At 46.5% G+C, this 17763-nt stretch carries 16 protein-coding genes; 13 read left to right on the forward strand and 3 right to left on the reverse strand.

From position 1 onward, the window contains the following. Nucleotides 1–6: 6 nt before the first annotated feature. The 4 genes from envC to IX31_RS20300 all read left to right on the forward strand — a co-directional run bounded on the left by envC (nt 7) and on the right by IX31_RS20300 (nt 4472). The gene (envC, locus tag IX31_RS20285; RefSeq protein ID WP_034461445.1) at nt 7–1290 is read left to right on the forward strand and encodes a murein hydrolase activator EnvC; all 1284 of its coding nucleotides are present in this window, start codon (nt 7–9) and stop codon (nt 1288–1290) included. Nucleotides 1291–1293: 3 nt separating this feature from the next. Next, on the forward strand, nt 1294–2265 hold the full coding sequence (locus IX31_RS20290; protein ID WP_034461446.1) for a divergent polysaccharide deacetylase family protein: 972 nt from the start codon (nt 1294–1296) through the stop codon (nt 2263–2265). Nucleotides 2266–2326: 61 nt separating this feature from the next. Continuing rightward, the gene (locus tag IX31_RS20295; RefSeq protein ID WP_034461447.1) at nt 2327–3559 is read left to right on the forward strand and encodes a glycosyltransferase; all 1233 of its coding nucleotides are present in this window, start codon (nt 2327–2329) and stop codon (nt 3557–3559) included. Beyond that, nucleotides 3552–4472: a hypothetical protein gene (locus IX31_RS20300; RefSeq protein ID WP_034461448.1), complete on the forward strand. Its 921-nt coding sequence runs from the start codon at nt 3552–3554 to the stop codon at nt 4470–4472. The genes IX31_RS20295 and IX31_RS20300 overlap by 8 nt, the downstream gene beginning before the upstream one ends. Before the next feature lie 51 nt (nt 4473–4523). Here the strand turns inward: IX31_RS20300 and tdh are convergent, their stop codons facing one another. Next, nucleotides 4524–5549: an L-threonine 3-dehydrogenase gene (gene tdh / locus IX31_RS20305; protein WP_034461449.1), complete on the reverse strand. Its 1026-nt coding sequence runs from the start codon at nt 5547–5549 to the stop codon at nt 4524–4526. A 10-nt stretch (nt 5550–5559) separates the two neighbouring features. Continuing rightward, entirely contained in the window at nt 5560–6756 is a 1197-nt protein-coding gene (kbl, locus tag IX31_RS20310; protein WP_034461450.1) for a glycine C-acetyltransferase, read from the reverse strand. A 216-nt stretch (nt 6757–6972) separates the two neighbouring features. Here kbl and rfaD point away from each other — a divergent pair, with 216 nt between their 5' ends. From rfaD to IX31_RS20340, 6 genes are all read left to right on the forward strand, one after another. Then, nucleotides 6973–7947, forward strand: coding sequence for an ADP-glyceromanno-heptose 6-epimerase (gene rfaD / locus IX31_RS20315; protein WP_034461451.1), 975 nt, complete (start codon nt 6973–6975; stop codon nt 7945–7947). 80 nt (nt 7948–8027) lie between these two features. After that, complete coding sequence (gene rfaF / locus IX31_RS20320) at nt 8028–9077, forward strand: ADP-heptose--LPS heptosyltransferase RfaF (protein WP_034461452.1); 1050 nt, start codon at nt 8028–8030, stop codon at nt 9075–9077. Then, nucleotides 9077–10054: a lipopolysaccharide heptosyltransferase RfaC gene (rfaC, locus tag IX31_RS20325; RefSeq protein ID WP_034461453.1), complete on the forward strand. Its 978-nt coding sequence runs from the start codon at nt 9077–9079 to the stop codon at nt 10052–10054. The genes rfaF and rfaC overlap by 1 nt, the downstream gene beginning before the upstream one ends. A 6-nt stretch (nt 10055–10060) precedes the next feature. Beyond that, a complete protein-coding gene (locus IX31_RS20330) occupies nt 10061–11155 on the forward strand; it encodes a glycosyltransferase family 9 protein (protein ID WP_034461454.1) in 1095 nt (364 codons plus the stop codon). A gap of 31 nt (nt 11156–11186) precedes the next feature. Further along, nucleotides 11187–12107, forward strand: a complete 921-nt coding sequence (locus tag IX31_RS20335) for a glycosyltransferase family 2 protein (protein ID WP_034461455.1) — start codon at nt 11187–11189, stop codon at nt 12105–12107. Next, nucleotides 12095–13309 carry an O-antigen ligase family protein gene (locus tag IX31_RS20340; RefSeq protein ID WP_034461456.1) on the forward strand — a complete coding sequence of 405 codons (1215 nt, stop codon included), beginning with the start codon at nt 12095–12097 and terminating at the stop codon, nt 13307–13309. The genes IX31_RS20335 and IX31_RS20340 overlap by 13 nt, the downstream gene beginning before the upstream one ends. An 18-nt stretch (nt 13310–13327) precedes the next feature. Here IX31_RS20340 and IX31_RS20345 read toward each other — a convergent pair whose 3' ends face one another. Further along, nucleotides 13328–14287, reverse strand: a complete 960-nt coding sequence (locus IX31_RS20345; protein WP_034461457.1) for a polysaccharide deacetylase family protein — start codon at nt 14285–14287, stop codon at nt 13328–13330. A gap of 159 nt (nt 14288–14446) precedes the next feature. On the opposite strand from IX31_RS20345, the gene rfaQ reads away from it, so the two are divergent. From rfaQ to IX31_RS20360, 3 genes are read left to right on the forward strand one after another with little or no spacing between them, the layout of a single operon-like run. Further along, on the forward strand, nt 14447–15523 hold the full coding sequence (rfaQ, locus tag IX31_RS20350) for a putative lipopolysaccharide heptosyltransferase III (protein ID WP_422110238.1): 1077 nt from the start codon (nt 14447–14449) through the stop codon (nt 15521–15523). Further along, a complete protein-coding gene (locus IX31_RS20355) occupies nt 15520–16647 on the forward strand; it encodes a glycosyltransferase family 4 protein (RefSeq protein ID WP_034461459.1) in 1128 nt (375 codons plus the stop codon). Before rfaQ ends, IX31_RS20355 begins: the two co-directional genes overlap by 4 nt. 3 nt (nt 16648–16650) lie before the next feature. After that, nucleotides 16651–17751: a glycosyltransferase gene (locus tag IX31_RS20360; protein ID WP_034461501.1), complete on the forward strand. Its 1101-nt coding sequence runs from the start codon at nt 16651–16653 to the stop codon at nt 17749–17751. Nucleotides 17752–17763: the final 12 nt, after the last annotated feature.

Consider the following 17763-nt stretch of genomic DNA (forward strand, 5'->3'; position numbering starts at 1 on the left):
CTCCCCATGAGGGGAAAGGCGATTTTTTCAATAACATGGGCCGTGAAAACGAAACTGTTTTCAGTCAGGCCTATGATGTACGCCAGCGTTTTAAGCGCTGGCGTATTGTTATGCCCCTCGATCAGCCATGCCGACGATCGCGCCGAGCTGAAATCTATCCAGCAGAATATTGCTACTCAAGAACGTGCGGTACGTCAGCAACAGCAGCAACGCTCTACATTACTCGCTCAACTCCAGGCACAAGAAAAAGCGATTGCCGAAGCCAGCCGCAAGCTGCGCGACACGCAAAACACGCTTGCCGACCTCAACCGCCAAATTGACACCATGAATGCCTCACTCGCGAAACTGCAAAAACAGCAGGCCTCGCAGGAACGTAATCTGGCGGCACAACTCGATGCTTCTTTTCGTCAGGGTCAACATACCGGCATTCAGCTGATATTAAGCGGTGAAGAAAGCCAGCGGGGACAGCGCTTACAGGCTTACTTTGGCTATCTGAACGCTGCGCGCCAGGAAACGATTGAAGGGCTTAAGCAGACGAAAGCTGAGGTGGCGGAGCAAAAAGAGAGTCTGGAGTCCAAGCAAACCGAACAGCAAACACTGCTTTACGAACAACAAGCCCAGCAAACTAAGCTGGAAAGCGCCCGTAACGAGCGCAAAAAGACGCTATCCACTCTTGAATCTTCTTTGCAGCAAGATCAGCAAAAGCTGAGCGAAATGCGCCAGAACCAGTCTCGCCTTCAGGGGCAAATAGCCCGGGCAGAAGCGGCAGCCAAAGCGCGGGCAGAGAAAGAAGCACGTGAAGCTGAGCAGGTTAGAAATCGTCAGAAAGAAGCCACCAGCAAAGGTAGTACCTACAAACCAACAGAAAGCGAACGCTCACTGATGTCACGTACTGGTGGCCTGGGATCGCCAAACGGACAAGCTTTCTGGCCGGTGCGCGGTTCAATTCTGCATCGTTATGGCGAACAGCTTCAGGGTGAGCTACGTTGGAAAGGGATTGTTATCGCCGCAGGTGAAGGCACTGAAGTTAAAGCCATTGCCGATGGACGTGTGATCCTTGCCGACTGGCTGCAAGGCTATGGTTTGGTTGTGGTGGTCGAACACGGCAAAGGCGATATGAGTTTGTACGGTTATAACCAAAGCGCATTGGTTAATGTTGGAACACAAGTACGCGCCGGCCAGGCAATTGCACTGGTGGGCAACAGTGGTGGTCAGGGCCGCCCGTCACTTTATTTTGAAATTCGTCGCCAGGGCCAGGCAGTCAATCCACAACCGTGGTTGGGAAGATAAGTTTTGCTTCAATTCCGTCGTGTGTTTTTCTCTCTCGTCAGCACACTCATGCTGGCAAACCCCGTTTACGCCGGAAAGCTGGCAATCGTTATAGATGACTTTGGTTATCGCCCCGCGCAAGAAAATCAGGTTATCGCTCTTCCTTCTAATATTTCCGTGGCTGTTTTACCCAATGCCCCTCACGCACGCGAAATGGCAACCAAAGCACATAATGCCGGGCATGAAGTGCTAATCCATTTACCGATGGCTCCGCTGAGCAAACAGCCGCTGGAAAAAGATACTTTGCGCCCGGATATGAGCAGCGGCGAAATCGAACGCATTATTCGTGAAGCGGTTAATGATGTTCCTTATGCTGTGGGACTCAATAACCATATGGGCAGCGCGATGACGTCCAGCCTGTTCGGTATGCAAAAAGTGATGCAGGCATTAGGGCAATATAATCTCTATTTTCTCGACAGCATGACAATCGGCAACAGCCAGTCGATGCGGGCCGCAGCTGGAACCAGCGTTAAAGTTATCAAGCGCAAAGTGTTCCTCGACGATACGCAAAACGAAGCCGATATCCGTTTCCAGTTTAATCGTGCTGTAGAGTTAGCGCGCCGAAACGGCTCCGCGATAGCCATCGGCCATCCACACCCAACAACCGTGCGTGTATTGCAACAGATGGTCTACAACTTGCCTTCGGATATTACGCTGGTCCGCCCGAGCAGCTTGTTGAATGAGCCGCAGGTTGATACCTCAAAACCAAACAATATTCGCCCTGTAGTGCCCGGCAAACCGACGGAACAACCCCGTAATCCATTTAAAGGCATTAGTTTGTGCAAACCGAAACAACCTTTGCAACCTGTCTATGCCACTACGTTCTTCACTGTGTTGAGTGAAAGCATCAGCCAGAGCCAATTAATGCAATATATGCAGCATCAGTGGCAGGGCTGGGGAAAAAGCACACCCACAGTTGGAAATTTCGCGGGATAGTTATCACGGTTGATAGCCCTTATAATGCCGCGTTGAATAAAGCTACAGGAGTCGGTCTACGATGACGCAACAGCGGCATAAAATTCTCTTGCTGGATAACGGTAAAGAGTGGGGCGGCGGGACCAACAGTATGTTGGAACTGCTCAAACGTATTGACCGCCAACGGTTTGATATCACGTGCTGCTTTTACTACAACTACGCGCGTGGTGAAGGTGAAACCATTGAGAAAGTGCTGACCAGCATTCAGATTCCTGTCATTTTTATCCCCCAACGTAAACAACCTGGCTGGGCAAAAATCTGCAAGGAAGTCGCTCGCTCATTTTTGTTTTTCAGCAAGTCAGGGCGCAAAAAGGTAACCGCCTATATTGATGAGCAATGGCGCATCAAACCTAACGCAATGGCGTTGCGTGAGCGGTTGCAGAAAGATGGCTACGAAATTCTATATATGAACAACCAGCCGGGCTCTAACCTGGAAGGATATCTGGCAGCCGAGCCGCTCAATGTTGCGGTCGTGCAACACTGTCGTATCGAACCGGTAATGAGTCAGGCGATTACAAAAATCGTGAACCGTACAGGCAACGCTATAATCGCTGTCTCTCATGGTGTGGAAAGCGTGCTGCTTAACCACGGCGTGAAAAAGTCGCTCTGTATCACTGTTCCTAACGCCATTGATGTTCACCAGCCCTTACCTTCTGGCGAGGCGGTGCGCCGCTCGCTGGGCATTGGCGACGATACATTTTTGTTTGGTAGTATCGGCTCGCTTATCCCAAGAAAATCCTGCCACCATACACTGGAAGCTTTGCACCGTTTTCAGCAACAGCATCCCGACGCAAAATGGAAATTTATTCTGGTAGGCGAAGGGGCCGAACGCGAAAAACTAAAACGCCAGGCTGCTGATTACGGATTTGCAGATCGGGTTATCTTTACCGGCTTTCGTAACAACCCGCTGGATTTTCTGGCCGCATTTGATGTCTTTATTCTGGCATCGAAAAGCGAAGGACTACCGCGTGTAGTGCTCGAATCCATGCTGCTTAAAACCGTAGTGATCGGTTCAAATGTGACGGGGACGGCAGAGTTAATCGACTCAGGACGTACCGGTCTGCTTTATCCTTATGGCGATACCATCATGCTCGCTTCGCATCTTCAGCAGGTATGGCAAGATAGCGCATTACGTGATGCCCTCACACAAGCCGCCTACCAACGCGTGATTGATAACTATGCGATCGAACACTATGTTGCCGGTGTCGAAGCCGTACTTGGCGCAGTAAAACCAACCCGGAATGAATATGTTTAAATTTCTAAACCCAAAATATCGCCATATTACGGCGCGACATAATATCCCTTATCAGGAACCTGCGGCCGGAAGTGCGGCAGTGCCAGTGACATCGATTGTCATTCCTTGCGCTGGTGTGGATTACATCGAAGAAGGCTTACTTTCTGCGCAATTCGCGGCTCGTTTTGCTCCTGAAGTTGAAGAGATCGTGATTGTTTCCGATCGCCCTGCGCACGAATTTGGTGAACTTCCACCGAAAACCCGCATCGCGACTCTTGAGCTTCCACAACGCGAGGAAGGGTACCGTTACAAGCAAATTTATCTCAGCCGTTTAATCAAACTAAATGCACCATTGCAAGCCCGCACAGACGGTATTTTGATGATCGATTCTGATCTCAATTTGCTGCAAATGCCGCGTTTTAAAATCGAAGAGCACCACATTTACTCCAGTTTCCGTCAGGGCAAAATGATCGCCAAACTGGATAAAGCTCCGGTCGATAAAGTCCCCGCATATTATAAAGATACCGTGCGTCCATATATTGTGGATCACGTTAACGGGGCATTCCTCGCGGCAACGCGTAAAACCTGGCGTCGAATTTGCCCATTATGGCTCACGCTCTTCCAGGACACCTGGGAGTTGATGGACGATAGCCAGCCACCAACAGATCAACTGCCGCTAGCCGCGTTGCTGGATATGCTCGATATCAAAACCGTGAATTTAGGTGACTGGATGAACTGGCCGGTATCCAAGAAAATTGGCGGCACACCATCGGTGATTCCGAAACAAGTTGTGGGCGCGCATGGCGGTTTCCCACTTTCTGAATGGCAAAAATATCTGGTTTCGCCAGAGAGTGAATTACTGTTTAAAGGACAGGATTACACGCGCAAAGTGCGTTATCTGACAGATGCTGAAAAACAGATGGCAAGTGAATAAAAATGTGAAAAAGGCCGGTTTCCCGGCCTTTTTTAATCAACTGAGCAACAATTAATCCCAGCTAAGAATGACTTTACCAGACTGCCCGGAACGCATGGCATCAAAACCTTTCTGGAAATCATCGATACCAAAACGGTGAGTGATGATTGGTGACAGATCCAGGCCAGACTGAATTAGCGCCGCCATTTTGTACCAGGTTTCGAACATTTCACGCCCGTAAATGCCTTTAATGAACAAGCCCTTGAAGATGACTTTCGTCCAGTCGATAGACATATCTGACGGCGGAATACCCAGCATTGCAATACGGCCACCGTGGTTCATGGTATCGAGCATGGTACGGAATGCCGGTGGAGCACCAGACATTTCCAGACCCACATCAAAACCTTCGGTCATGCCCAGTTCTTTCATTACGTCGGTCAGGTTTTCTTTGCTGACGTTGACCGCACGGGTCACGCCCATTTCACGCGCAAGTTCCAGACGGTATTCGTTAACATCGGTGATCACGACATTACGCGCGCCAACGTGTTTTGCTACAGCCGCCGCCATAATACCGATTGGGCCAGCACCTGAAACCAGCACATCTTCACCAACCAGATCGAATGACAGCGCGGTGTGAACAGCGTTGCCGAACGGGTCAAAGATAGAGGCTAAATCGTCAGAAATGTTGTCAGGGATTTTGAAAGCATTGAACGCAGGCAGCACCAGGTATTCTGCAAAACAACCCGGACGGTTTACACCAACGCCTGTCGTGTTACGGCACAAGTGAGTACGGCCGGCACGACAGTTACGGCAGTGGCCACAAGTGATATGGCCTTCACCAGATACGCGGTCGCCAATTTTAAAACCTTTAACTTCCTGACCGATGCCAACCACTTCACCCACATATTCGTGACCAACAACCATCGGAACCGGAATAGTTTTCTGCGACCATTCGTCCCAGTTATAAATATGCACATCGGTGCCGCAGATTGCGGTTTTACGGATTTTAATCAGCAGATCGTTATGACCCATTTCAGGCTTGGGTGCATCCGTCATCCAGATGCCTTCTTCTGCTTTCAGTTTCGCTAATGCTTTCATGACCGCTCCCTCAGGCGATAACGCCCAACTGTTTACCGATACGCGTAAATGCGTCAACCGCACGTTCAATTTGTTCAGTCGTGTGAGCCGCTGACATCTGAGTACGAATGCGAGCCTGACCTTTTGGTACTACCGGGAAGAAGAACCCAGTGACATAAATGCCTTCTTTTTGCAGTTCACGTGCAAAGTTCTGCGCCACAACCGCTTCACCTAACATCACAGGGATGATGGCGTGATCCGCACCCGCCAGGGTAAAACCTGCTGCAGACATTTTCTCGCGGAACAAACTCGCGTTAGCCCAAAGACGAGCACGAATTTCGGCACCGGTTTCCAGCATTTCCAGAACTTTGATGGATGCCGAAACGATAGCCGGTGCCAAAGAGTTAGAGAAAAGGTATGGGCGAGAGCGCTGACGCAACCACTCAATCACTTCTTTACGACCCGCAGTGTAGCCACCAGATGCACCACCGAGCGCTTTGCCCAACGTGCCGGTAATGATGTCTACACGATCCATCACATCGCAATATTCATGCGTGCCACGACCATTTTCGCCGACAAAACCGACGGCGTGAGAATCATCGACCATCACCAGCGCGTCATATTTATCAGCTAAATCACAAACGCCGTTCAGGTTAGCAATCACGCCATCCATAGAGAACACACCGTCTGTGGCAATCATGATGTGACGAGCCCCTGCTGCGCGCGCTTCTTTCAGGCGAGCCTCAAGTTCTTGCATATCGTTGTTTGCATAGCGATAACGCTGCGCTTTGCACAGACGCACGCCATCAATAATGGACGCGTGGTTCAGGGCATCAGAAATAATCGCATCTTCTGGGCCAAGAAGCGTTTCAAACAGGCCGCCGTTGGCATCGAAGCAGGAAGAGTAAAGAATCGCGTCTTCCATTCCGAGGAAGCCCGCAAGTTTGCCTTCCAGCTCTTTATGGCTGTCTTGTGTTCCACAAATGAAACGCACAGAGGCCATCCCAAAGCCGTGTGTATCCATGCCCTGCTTTGCGGCATCGATCAGTTGCGGGTGGTTAGCGAGCCCCAGATAGTTATTGGCGCAGAAGTTAATAACATGACTGCCATCAGCAACAGTGATATCTGCCTGTTGGGCAGAAGTGATAATACGTTCTTCTTTAAACAACCCTTCCGCTCGTGCGGTTTCAAGTTGGGATGTTAACTGTTGGTAAAAATCTCCGCGCATTGCGATTCTCCAGGCATGGCTAATTTCGGCACATATTACCCAAACCTATACCAGGACACGAGATTACGCTTCAATGAAATTGAAATTTGCAGCATAAATCACGAGGCTGAGAAACTTCCTCTGATTAGGCGGGTCCATCAATGTAATGGTATGATAAGAGCCATTAGCGCGTGAGGTATTGTGCCTTACGGCCCTCTTTTTTTAAGGTTTTCGCTTATGATTATTGTCACCGGCGGTGCTGGCCTTATTGGCAGCAACATCATTAAGTCACTGAATGATATCGGCCATACTGATATCCTGGTAGTCGACAACCTAAAGGATGGCACCAAGTTCGCCAACCTCGTAGATTTAAATATTGCCGACTACATGGATAAAGAAGACTTCTTAATCCAGATTATGGCAGGTGAAGAATTCGGCGATATCGAAGCAATTTTCCATGAAGGTGCTTGCTCTTCCACCACCGAGTGGGATGGCAAGTACATGATGGACAATAACTATCAGTACTCGAAAGAACTTCTGCATTACTGCCTCGAACGCGAAATTCCATTCCTGTATGCCTCATCAGCTGCAACTTACGGCGGCCGCAACAGCGATTTTATCGAGTCTCGTGAATTCGAGCAGCCGCTGAATGTTTACGGTTACTCCAAGTTCCTGTTCGACGAATACGTACGCCAAATCCTGCCTGAAGCGAGCTCCCAGATTACTGGCTTCCGTTACTTCAACGTCTACGGGCCACGCGAAGGCCATAAAGGCAGCATGGCAAGCGTTGCGTTCCATCTGAACACTCAGTTGAACAACGGCGAAAATCCAAAACTGTTTGAAGGCAGCGATAACTTTAAGCGCGACTTCATCTACGTGGGTGATGTTGCAGCGGTTAACCTGTGGTTCTGGCAGAACGGCGTATCTGGTATCTATAACTGCGGCACCGGTCGTGCGGAATCCTTCCAGGCCATTGCCGACGCAGCCCTGGCATTCCATAAAAAAGGCAGCATTGAGTACATTCCGTTCCCGGAAAAACTCAAAGGCCGCTACCAGGCATTTACTCAGGCCGACTTAACCAATCTGCGTGCTGCAGGTTACGACAAGCCATTCAAAACTGTAGCCGAAGGCGTAACAGAATATATGGCCTGGCTGAACCGTGACGCAGCTACACAAAATCATTCAGGCGGGATCAAGGCGGCAAATGAGTGAAGCACCAGGAACATAGGATAACTATGTGACTGGTGTGAGCAAATGAAGCCAACGCAGAGACAGCTTGAAGGATGAAGTGTATGAAAATACTGGTGATTGGCCCGTCATGGGTGGGCGACATGATGATGTCGCAAAGTCTTTATCGCACGCTCAAGGCGCGCTATCCCCAGGCAATCATTGATGTGATGGCACCGGCATGGTGCCGTCCATTACTGTCACGTATGCCAGAAGTTAACGAAGCACTGTCGATGCCACTTGGACATGGTGCTCTGGAGATTGGCGAACGTCGCCGTCTTGGACACGCCCTGCGTGCTAAACGTTACGATCAAGCTTATGTGCTGCCAAACTCTTTCAAATCTGCACTGGTTCCTTTCTTTGCCAACATCCCACAACGTACCGGCTGGCGCGGTGAAATGCGCTACGGATTGCTCAATGACGCCCGCGTGCTGGATAAGCAAGCCTGGCCATTAATGGTCGAGCGTTATGTTGCGTTAGCATATGAGAAAGGGGTAATGCAGTCGGCTAAAGATCTCCCCCAGCCGTTGCTATGGCCTCAGTTGCAAGTCAACGAAAGCGAAAAGCTCCAGACAACTGCAGCGTTTAGCCTCGATGCTAAACGCCCAATTATTGGTTTCTGCCCTGGTGCTGAATTTGGTCCGGCAAAACGCTGGCCGCATTATCACTACGCAACCCTTGCTGGCAAACTCATTGATGATGGCTATCAAGTTGTGTTGTTTGGTTCGGCAAAAGATAAAGAAGCCGGGAATGATATTGTCGCCGCGTTAACCACGCAGCAGCAGGCGCATTGCCGTAATCTTGCAGGTGATACCGCTCTTGAGCAAGCCGTTATACTCATCGCCGCTTGTCAGGCTGTGGTGAGTAACGATTCAGGTCTAATGCACGTTGCCGCAGCGCTCAATCGCCCACTTGTTGCGTTGTATGGCCCAAGCAGCCCAGACTTTACCCCACCGCTTTCGCATAAGGCACGAGTCATCCGCCTGATTAGCGGCTATCACAAAGTGCGTAAAGGCGACGCCGCAGAAGGCTACCATCAAAGTTTGATTGATATTACTCCTGAGCGAGTAATGGAAGAGCTTGCAGCTCTGCTGCTAGCGGAGAAAGAAGCGTAATGCGGGTATTAATCGTCAAAACATCGTCAATGGGTGATGTGCTACATACTTTGCCTGCGCTGACTGACGCAATGAACGCCATTCCTGGTATCCGCTTCGATTGGGTAGTTGAAGAAGGCTTTGCACAAATCCCCACCTGGCATCCAGCTATCGATAAAGTTCTTCCAGTGGCGATTCGTCGCTGGCGTAAAAGCTGGTTTTCAGCTGCAGTGAAAGCCGAGCGTGCTGCATTCTACCAGGCGCTACGTGTTGAGAATTACGATCTCATTGTTGATGCTCAGGGTTTAATAAAGAGCGCTGCTCTGGTTACCCGCAAAGCCCGTGGGATAAAACATGGTATGGACTGGAATAGCGCCCGTGAACCGTTAGCCAGCCTCTTTTACAATCGCCGGCATTCAATCGCGAAACAGCAACATGCCGTGGAACGTACCCGCGAGTTATTTGCCAAAAGCATTGGTTATCAAAAGCCTGAAAAACAAGGTGACTATGCAATAGCCCGGCATTTTCTGGCTACCGCGCCGTCAGATATGGGGGAATATATGATTTTCCTTCATGCCACCACACGCGATGAAAAACACTGGCCGGAATCACACTGGCGAGATCTTATTCAATTAATGCACAATACTGGCTTACGTATTAAACTCCCGTGGGGCGCAAATCACGAGCACGAACGGGCAATTCGTTTGGCTGAAGGATTTGATAATGTTGAAGTGTTGCCACGTCTGTCCCTTGAACAGGTAGCCAAACAACTTGCTGGAGCCAGAGCTGTTGTCTCTGTCGATACCGGATTAAGTCATCTGACCGCCGCATTAGGTCAGCCAAACATCACATTGTATGGCCCAACCGATCCGGGTTTAATTGGTGGCTACGGTGAAAATCAACATGAAATCAGGGGCGCAGGAAAAAATATGGCTAACATCACCGCTGTAGAAACGTTTACCGCACTCCAGAAAATTAGCCACTTAACGACAGAATAACGATTAATGAGCTATCTAATCCTTTTTATCCTCTTTCTTCCGTTCAAATTGATCGGAAAGTTGTTTTATAAAAAAACCGGCCGAAACTTACTCATTCAAACGGCAAAAATAGGCGATTTCGTCAACGTTACGCCTTTACTCGCCCATCTGAAGCATAGTGATGTTTTGATCAGCAAAACTGTTCTTCCTTTGGCTAAGCATGATGAAACTATCGATACCATTTTCTTGATTGAAGAACATAAAAAGAGCCTATGGCGCAAGTTTCGCCTGGCTTTCAAATTTATGAATCGCTACGAAAATGTTTACTTGTTACATCCAAATAGTACGAATCTGTTCTTTGCATCAGTCTGTAATGCGAAGAACAAACAGTATTTGTCGACTTATACGCGTCGCTGGTATCAAGCTCCACTTTACTTTACGGCTACAGGTACTGTTGAACATAGTAAAAACCAATTAACTGTCGACGATTATCTTAAGCTCGCTGATCGTACTTTGACCTGGCGTAATGTCCCTAAGCATGCCACCCGGCCATTACGAAAGCCTGAGTCCTACCCAATATCGCTTGATAAACAAAATGTTATAAAAATCGGCCTGAGTATATCAGCAGGAAATAAGTCAAAAACAATCCCTGCCGTAGTATGGAAAAAAGTATTTGATGCTTTAGGTGACTTAAATTGTATTTACTATGTTTTCGGACCTCAAAGCGAACAAGTATGGCTCGATGACTTGCACCGTGAAGTTGGTGAACGAGAAGATATTGTGAGTCTGATTGGCGAATTACCTTTGGAAGATGTCCCTTTTGCTATCAGTAAAATGGATTTCTATATTGCATCAGATTCTGGAAATGTTTATATAGCAGATGCCGTTGGTGTTCCTATTGTCCTCATTTATGGTCCGTGCTGCATTGAAGAGCAACGTCCATTAGGCAACGTGCTGTTGATTGGCCACAAAGAGTACGAAAAATCATATATCTTTGAAGCTCCTTACTATTTTGATCGCTCAAGAGAAGAGATGTTTGCATTGAAGAATGAAGACCTTAACAAGATAAGTAGTTTCATTCTCAACAATTCAGATAATAATCAGCCTAGCTGCAAAAATTAAATTTTATATTTTATCATTAATGAGTAAGCACATGGTCAATAATCCTCTACTAAGTATTATTATTGCTGCCCATAATTGTGAAGAAACCATCGATACAACATTTCAGAGTCTGATTAATGCTTTAGGTTCTGGGATTAATCAGTCTGAAATCATCATAATTAATGACGGTTCAGAAGATTCAACAGCAATAAAAATTGCTGATTATTCAAATAAATACTCACAAGTTTTTATCTCTACAGTAAATTATAAGAATGTAGGTCAGGTCCGCCAGCATGGTATTTCATTATCACATGGGAAGTACATTACTATGTTGGATAGTGATGATGTTATGAAAGCTAAAAGCCTATCTTCCATTATTAGCTTCCTTCATGAAAAAAACCCAGATATGCTTCTCACTCGTTTGCACGAAATTCGTGACATAAAAAAAATAGATCATCAGTGGTCAGGGTTAAACCCTGAAAAAATAACTCAGGATGAAGCAATTACTCGTTTTCTCATTCATAAGGACCTTCAAGCGTATCTCTGCGGACAATTTATTAGACGAGATATTTATCTTTCTCACAAAATTCCATCAATGACTTGTTACGAAGATTTTTATATATTCCCTAGCATGCTGCTAGATGCTCATAATATATACTTCCAATATGATAGTCCATATTATTATATTAAGCGCTCGGGAAGTTTATCCACAACACCAGATCACAATAAAATTACAAATTTGATTATCTGTACACTAAAAATGGAAAATGCCTTACCAAAGAAATTCCAACATTTGATACTATGTCACTGGCTAGATATCTACCTTAAATATCCAGAATTACTAGAAGTAAATGAGAAAAAAGAGAATGTTATTAAACGTGTTTTAATGACACATTCATTAGGATTCTTCCTTAATACAAACGTAAGACTTAGTTATAAGAGAAAGGCTTTAAGTACATTATGGAAAAATTAAAATCCCGCTTATACATTATGGTGTTTACTTTAGCCATGATTTCAATATGCCTTGCATTAATATCATCTTCAAAGCAAAGAGAATTCTATTATATTTCAATATACCTTGCGATTTTAGGTCTCATTATTGAATATAAAACAGTACATTTCAAAAAATTTAATATCGCTTACCCCATTATTTTATTAGGTGTTGTTAAGTTAATCTGGTTTTTATTATTAGAACGTCACGCCAATGGTTATAATATATATAGCGATCAGTTGAATGGAGGTAAAAAGTTAGTGTTGGGCGGGTGTCTTGTTTTCTATTTAACCCAACTGCGTGATTATTTAAATATTATTAATTATAGAAAAATAATGTTATATACTGTAGGATTAGGATTTGCTGCTGCATCATGCTTTGCATTTTGGCAATCGATACATGGGGTGCAAAGAGTAGAAATGGGGTTGGATCGTGCAACTAATGCTGCATATATTTATTCAACTTTTAGTATACTATTTGTTTATTTACTTTATTCACATAAAAATACAACTTGTTACACGATTGCAGGATTAGCCATAGCTCTATCATTTGTAGTAACGATCCTAACAGGAACCCGGGCAGCGATTATTCTTCACTTATTAATTATTGGTGTAATGACAGTTTATTACTTCAAAAAAATTCATGTAAAATCAACATTGCTTGTCCTAATCATTGCATCACTTGCATTTTTTTCTTTATATAAAAATTATATCCACCCTAAAATACAGCAAACATATAGTGAAGTTACTCTTTATCAAGAAGGTCAAGATAATACTTCGCTTGGGGCTCGTTTCTCAATGTGGACCGTTGGTATTAAAAATTTTATATATGCGCCATTAGGACAATCCATGGAGTCTCGCTTTAACTATTCAGATCAATATACCACTCAGAATCCACAATACAGAGCAACAATGAAGTTCCTCAATGTTCATCTACATGATGAAACAATTGAAGCGCTATCTCTGCAAGGTATATTTGGCGGTCTGGCATTACTATGGTTCTATATAAGTATATGTTGGGTCGCCTTGCGTGAGCGCAACACCCCGCTACTATTTACGATGAATTGTTTGATTGTCTACGGCTTAAGTGATGTATTGCTTTTAAGTTCGGAAGCGATTTTATTTTATATTGCTTTGATAGGTGTATGTGGTGTAACTCTATCGCCAAAGCAAAAAGAAGTTTAGATTGGCAAAGCCGGATCACTACCCGGCTTTTTTAAACTCATAATACTCAGCCAACGTCATCCCCCTGGTTCGCTCAGCGAGCCAGGTGAATAACACCTCCAGATCCAGATATAACTGCTCAATATCAGCTTCATTCTTGAATGTTGGGCTACCGCCAGGCATAAATTCCGACGAATGGAGCATAAACTCCACGTAGTCATTGCCCTCAGCTAATGTTTTTTCCGCAACTGCTATCATTTGTGCGGCGTTACCACCCGATGGGCGCAGCCAATTAACGGAAGGACTACGATATTTCCCACGAAGCCGGTCATAGCTTTGTTTAAAGCTATTCATTAACGGACCGTGCTTATATTGAATGCTCATAGGCACTTCGAGTAAATCTGAATGCCCTGGCTGGCTAATATTTTCCAGATCCATGAAATAAGCCTGGGTCGGGAAATGTTGATAATCCGTTCCACCATTGCCTGTTGGGGCGCCCTTAGCATTTCGCCAGTTAACCCTTGGGGTTACCGAGCAATCCACCTTATAACCCAACTCCACCAAAAGTTTGGCGTAACGACTATCGAATGCCCAGCGCCCTGCCCTGTGGCTGATCATTTTTGTGCCGAAGGTTTCTTCCAATAAAGTGGTCATATAAACCACCTTTTCGCGCAGGACCGCATCAGGATACTCAATCAGATAAGGCTGCCAGCGCCAATCATCACCGGTTAAATCATAATCAGGTGGGCTATTCCATGCATGTAAATGCATGCCAACTTCACCCTGGCCACGAGTAATTACATCCTTAGCAAATTCGATGTAATCCGGGTCGATAGCCATTTCATAATTTGTCAGCCAAACCGGTTTAAAACCATATTTCTCACACAATGCCTGGAAACGAGGTAAAAAACGGGCATTCTCAGTTTTGATTTGCCGGTGGTTTTGCCACAGATTATCGCCTTCGGTATCAATAGTAATGATGAATGCAGGTTTAGTCATTTCCGTCTCTGAGCTAACACGAGGTTTACATCATGTTACGCAGCCTGTCTGATTAGGGCAAACCGCTTGCGTTCAAATTTATGACTTCTGAGCACAAATGTAGCAACCATACTCAAGGTCTATTAGAATCACCCTTTGGTTGATCACCTAAAGATGATAATGAATAACGCCTTGAATTCTCTCGCAAGCGAGCCACCTGCTCGCATTCTACTGATTAAGTTACGCCATCATGGTGACATGCTGCTCACCACTCCAGTGATCAACTCATTACATCAGGCATGGCCACAGGCAGAAATTGATGTCCTGCTGTATGAAGAAACACGCGATATGCTGGCAGCTCACCCATTCATTCATCGTATTTATGGCATTGACCGTAAGTGGCGCAAACTCGGTACTCGCCAGCATTTATGCAAAGAGTGGCAGTTACTCAAAACACTGCGCGAGCAAAAATATACTTTGGTTATCAACCTTGCCGATCAGTGGCGTAGCGCCATTGTGACTCGTTTCACTGGCGCCCCTTCTCGTATCGGTTTCGATTTCAATAAACGCCGCGGGTGGATCTGGCAGCATTGCCATACTCAGCTTGCTTCCGTGGCCGGTCATCAGGCACTGCACACCGTTGAACAAAACTTATCCATTCTTGCGCCCCTTGGCATACCTGGCAACAACAACGTCACGATGAGCTATCAGTCTGACGATTGGCAGACTGTGCAAACCAAACTGCAAAGCAAAGGGGTTGAAGGTTCATTTATCGTGGTGCAGCCTACATCCCGCTGGTTCTTCAAATGCTGGGATGAGAGCAAAATGGCGCAAACTATCACAGCGCTACAAAATGACGGCCATACTCTTATTTTGACTTCCGGTCCCGATAAGAATGAAAAAGCAATGATTGAGAAAATCCGCGCATTATGTCCGCCAGAACGCATTCATTCCCTCGCAGGTGAATTAACCCTGCGACAATTAGCTGCACTCATCGATCATGCTCGCCTTTTTATTGGTGTAGATTCGGTGCCCATGCATATGGCTGCCGCACTAAGAACGCCCTGCATCGCATTATTTGGCCCGTCAAAATTAACATTCTGGAGCCCGTGGGATGTCGTCGGTGACGTTATCTGGGCGGGTAACTTCGGTGAGCTTCCCGACCCAGACAAGATTGATACCAATACAAAAGAACGTTATCTCGATGCCATTCCGGTTGATGTTGTTGTGGCCGCCGCAAGGAAACAGTTGTTATGAAGCACTGCCGTCTGGCAATAGTCCGCCAAAAGTATCGCCCGGATGGAGGTGCGGAGCGTTTCGTTTCACGCGCACTTGAAGCATTAAGTGCCCATGACATGGAGCTCAACGTTATCACCCGGCAGTGGGAAGGCGAACGCCAGGATAACTGGCATATTCATATATGTGACCCAATGAAGCTTGGGCGAATCAGCCGTGAAAAAGGCTTCGCTGATGCAGCCAGGAAACTTTGGCAACGTGAAAATTTCGATATTGTTCAGAGCCATGAGCGTATCGCAGGGTGTGATATTTATCGGGCTGGTGATGGCGTCCATCGACGCTGGTTAATGCAGCGAGCCAGAATTTTGCCAGCCTGGCGTGGAAAGTGGTTGTTTTTGGACAGATATCACCGCTATGTCATGCAAGCTGAACGGGCTATGTACCAGGCTCCTGAGCTAAAAGCCGTCATCTGCAATGCCGAAATGGTGAAGCAAGAAATCATCGAAGATTTCTCTATACCTGCTAATAAGATACATGTCATCTATAATGCCATTGACTCCTCCCGCTTCGTTCCAGCGAGTGAAGAACTGAGGAACAAGCTACGCAATGAGATGGCTATCCCGCAAAATGCGGTGGCGCTGGTCTTTGTAGGATCGGGATTTGAGCGCAAAGGGCTTGCCAGTGCGATAAGAGCCATCGCGAATACCGATCGCTATCTTGTCGTTGTCGGACAGGATAAAGCCGATAAACAGTACCAGGAACTAGCACAGTCGTTGGGGTGCCTGAACCGAGTGCGGTTTATGGGAATGCAGAAAAACACACTACCTTTCTATCAAGCTGTTGATGGACTATTACTGCCAACGCTATATGATCCATTCCCTAATGTGATACTTGAAGCAATGGCATGTGGTTTACCGGTTATTACTTCGCACACCTGTGGTGGTGCTGAATTTATTACAACCGGACAAAACGGATACGTTTGTGATGCACTCGATATCCCACGATTGTCAGAAGCGGTAATGGCAATACCATCGCGCTTTGTTGATGAAAGTATGGGGATATTTGCTCGTGAACGAGTCAAGGATGCGACACCGGAAAAACTTTCACAGCAACTTATTTCGCTGTACCAAAACATACTGGATTAGATGATGCGTATCCTAATGGTTATTGATGGTTTACCTGGCGGCGGTGCTGAAAAAACCGTTCTAACCTTATCGCAAGGTTTGGTGGGCATGGGCCATCAGGTTTCCGTATTTTCTCTGCGCCGCGTTTGTGACTACGAAATCCCTGAAGGCGTCGACTATCAAGTCATTCTGGATACCTGCAAAAAACCCTGGCGCAAGCTAACTGAGCTCTCTCGCCGTGCAGCTCTGCTCGATAGCGCAGTTGAACAAGCGCAGAAAAAAGGGAATTTTGACCTCATCTTTTCGCATCTGCATAAAACAGATCGCATTGTTGCTCATACAAAATCTATACCACGTGAAAAGCTGTGGTATTGCGTGCATGGCATGTTCTCTTTCTCGTATCTCCAACATCGCCATGGCTTCTCCCGCTGGTTAAAACGCAAAAAAATTCAAAGTGTTTACCAGAATAGTAATGTCGTCGCCGTGTCTCAGGCGGTGCTACAAGATATTACTACGGGTTTTGACATTACCCTTACTAAGCAGACCGTCATACATAACCCATTCGACATTGACGGGATTCATTTACGAGCGAAAGAGCCATGTGAGATGGCAGGTCAGGACTATCTCATTCATGTTGGTCGTTTCCATGAACATAAGCGCCATGATCGACTCATCAATGCCTATGCACTTAGTGAGATTCAGGCTCCATTGGTCTTGATGGGTAGCGGTAGCGAAGAACGCGTTGCCGATATTAAAGCAATGGCTGCTGCCGCAGGTGTTGCTGACCGCGTCATTATCAAATCATTCGTTCCGAATCCTTATCCGTGGATTGCCAATGCACGCATGCTGCTGTTGAGCTCAGATTGCGAAGGGTTTGGTAACGTATTAGTGGAAGCTCTTATTTGCCAGACACCTGCTGTCAGTACGCGCTGCCCGGGTGGGCCTGCGGAAATTCTTACAGAGGGGCTTGCACGCGGTCTTTCAGGTATGACTGCTCAGGAACTTGCGAATACCATGTTGGATATTTATAACAATCCGCCGATTATTGATTCCACGAAGATTGAGTCTTATAGCATTGGTGCCATCTGCCAGCAGTACTTGTCGCTGGCAGCAGAAGAAAGATAACGAAATTTTCAG

The organism is Buttiauxella noackiae, from assembly GCF_000737905.1.
Classification (GTDB): domain Bacteria; phylum Pseudomonadota; class Gammaproteobacteria; order Enterobacterales; family Enterobacteriaceae; genus Buttiauxella; species Buttiauxella noackiae.

What these genes read in the sequence shown, in the direction of transcription:
- envC (WP_034461445.1), top strand. Translation starts at nt 7, where the DNA reads ATGAGGGGAAAGGCGATTTTTTCAATAACATGGGCCGTGAAAACGAAA.
- IX31_RS20295 (WP_034461447.1), top strand. Translation starts at nt 2,327, where the DNA reads ATGACGCAACAGCGGCATAAAATTCTCTTGCTGGATAACGGTAAAGAG.
- IX31_RS20300 (WP_034461448.1), top strand. Translation starts at nt 3,552, where the DNA reads ATGTTTAAATTTCTAAACCCAAAATATCGCCATATTACGGCGCGACAT.
- tdh (WP_034461449.1), bottom strand. Translation starts at nt 5,549, where the DNA reads ATGAAAGCATTAGCGAAACTGAAAGCAGAAGAAGGCATCTGGATGACG.
- kbl (WP_034461450.1), bottom strand. Translation starts at nt 6,756, where the DNA reads ATGCGCGGAGATTTTTACCAACAGTTAACATCCCAACTTGAAACCGCA.
- rfaD (WP_034461451.1), top strand. Translation starts at nt 6,973, where the DNA reads ATGATTATTGTCACCGGCGGTGCTGGCCTTATTGGCAGCAACATCATT.
- rfaF (WP_034461452.1), top strand. Translation starts at nt 8,028, where the DNA reads ATGAAAATACTGGTGATTGGCCCGTCATGGGTGGGCGACATGATGATG.
- rfaC (WP_034461453.1), top strand. Translation starts at nt 9,077, where the DNA reads ATGCGGGTATTAATCGTCAAAACATCGTCAATGGGTGATGTGCTACAT.
- IX31_RS20330 (WP_034461454.1), top strand. Translation starts at nt 10,061, where the DNA reads ATGAGCTATCTAATCCTTTTTATCCTCTTTCTTCCGTTCAAATTGATC.
- IX31_RS20335 (WP_034461455.1), top strand. Translation starts at nt 11,187, where the DNA reads ATGGTCAATAATCCTCTACTAAGTATTATTATTGCTGCCCATAATTGT.
- IX31_RS20340 (WP_034461456.1), top strand. Translation starts at nt 12,095, where the DNA reads ATGGAAAAATTAAAATCCCGCTTATACATTATGGTGTTTACTTTAGCC.
- IX31_RS20345 (WP_034461457.1), bottom strand. Translation starts at nt 14,287, where the DNA reads ATGACTAAACCTGCATTCATCATTACTATTGATACCGAAGGCGATAAT.
- rfaQ (WP_422110238.1), top strand. Translation starts at nt 14,447, where the DNA reads ATGAATAACGCCTTGAATTCTCTCGCAAGCGAGCCACCTGCTCGCATT.
- IX31_RS20355 (WP_034461459.1), top strand. Translation starts at nt 15,520, where the DNA reads ATGAAGCACTGCCGTCTGGCAATAGTCCGCCAAAAGTATCGCCCGGAT.
- IX31_RS20360 (WP_034461501.1), top strand. Translation starts at nt 16,651, where the DNA reads ATGCGTATCCTAATGGTTATTGATGGTTTACCTGGCGGCGGTGCTGAA.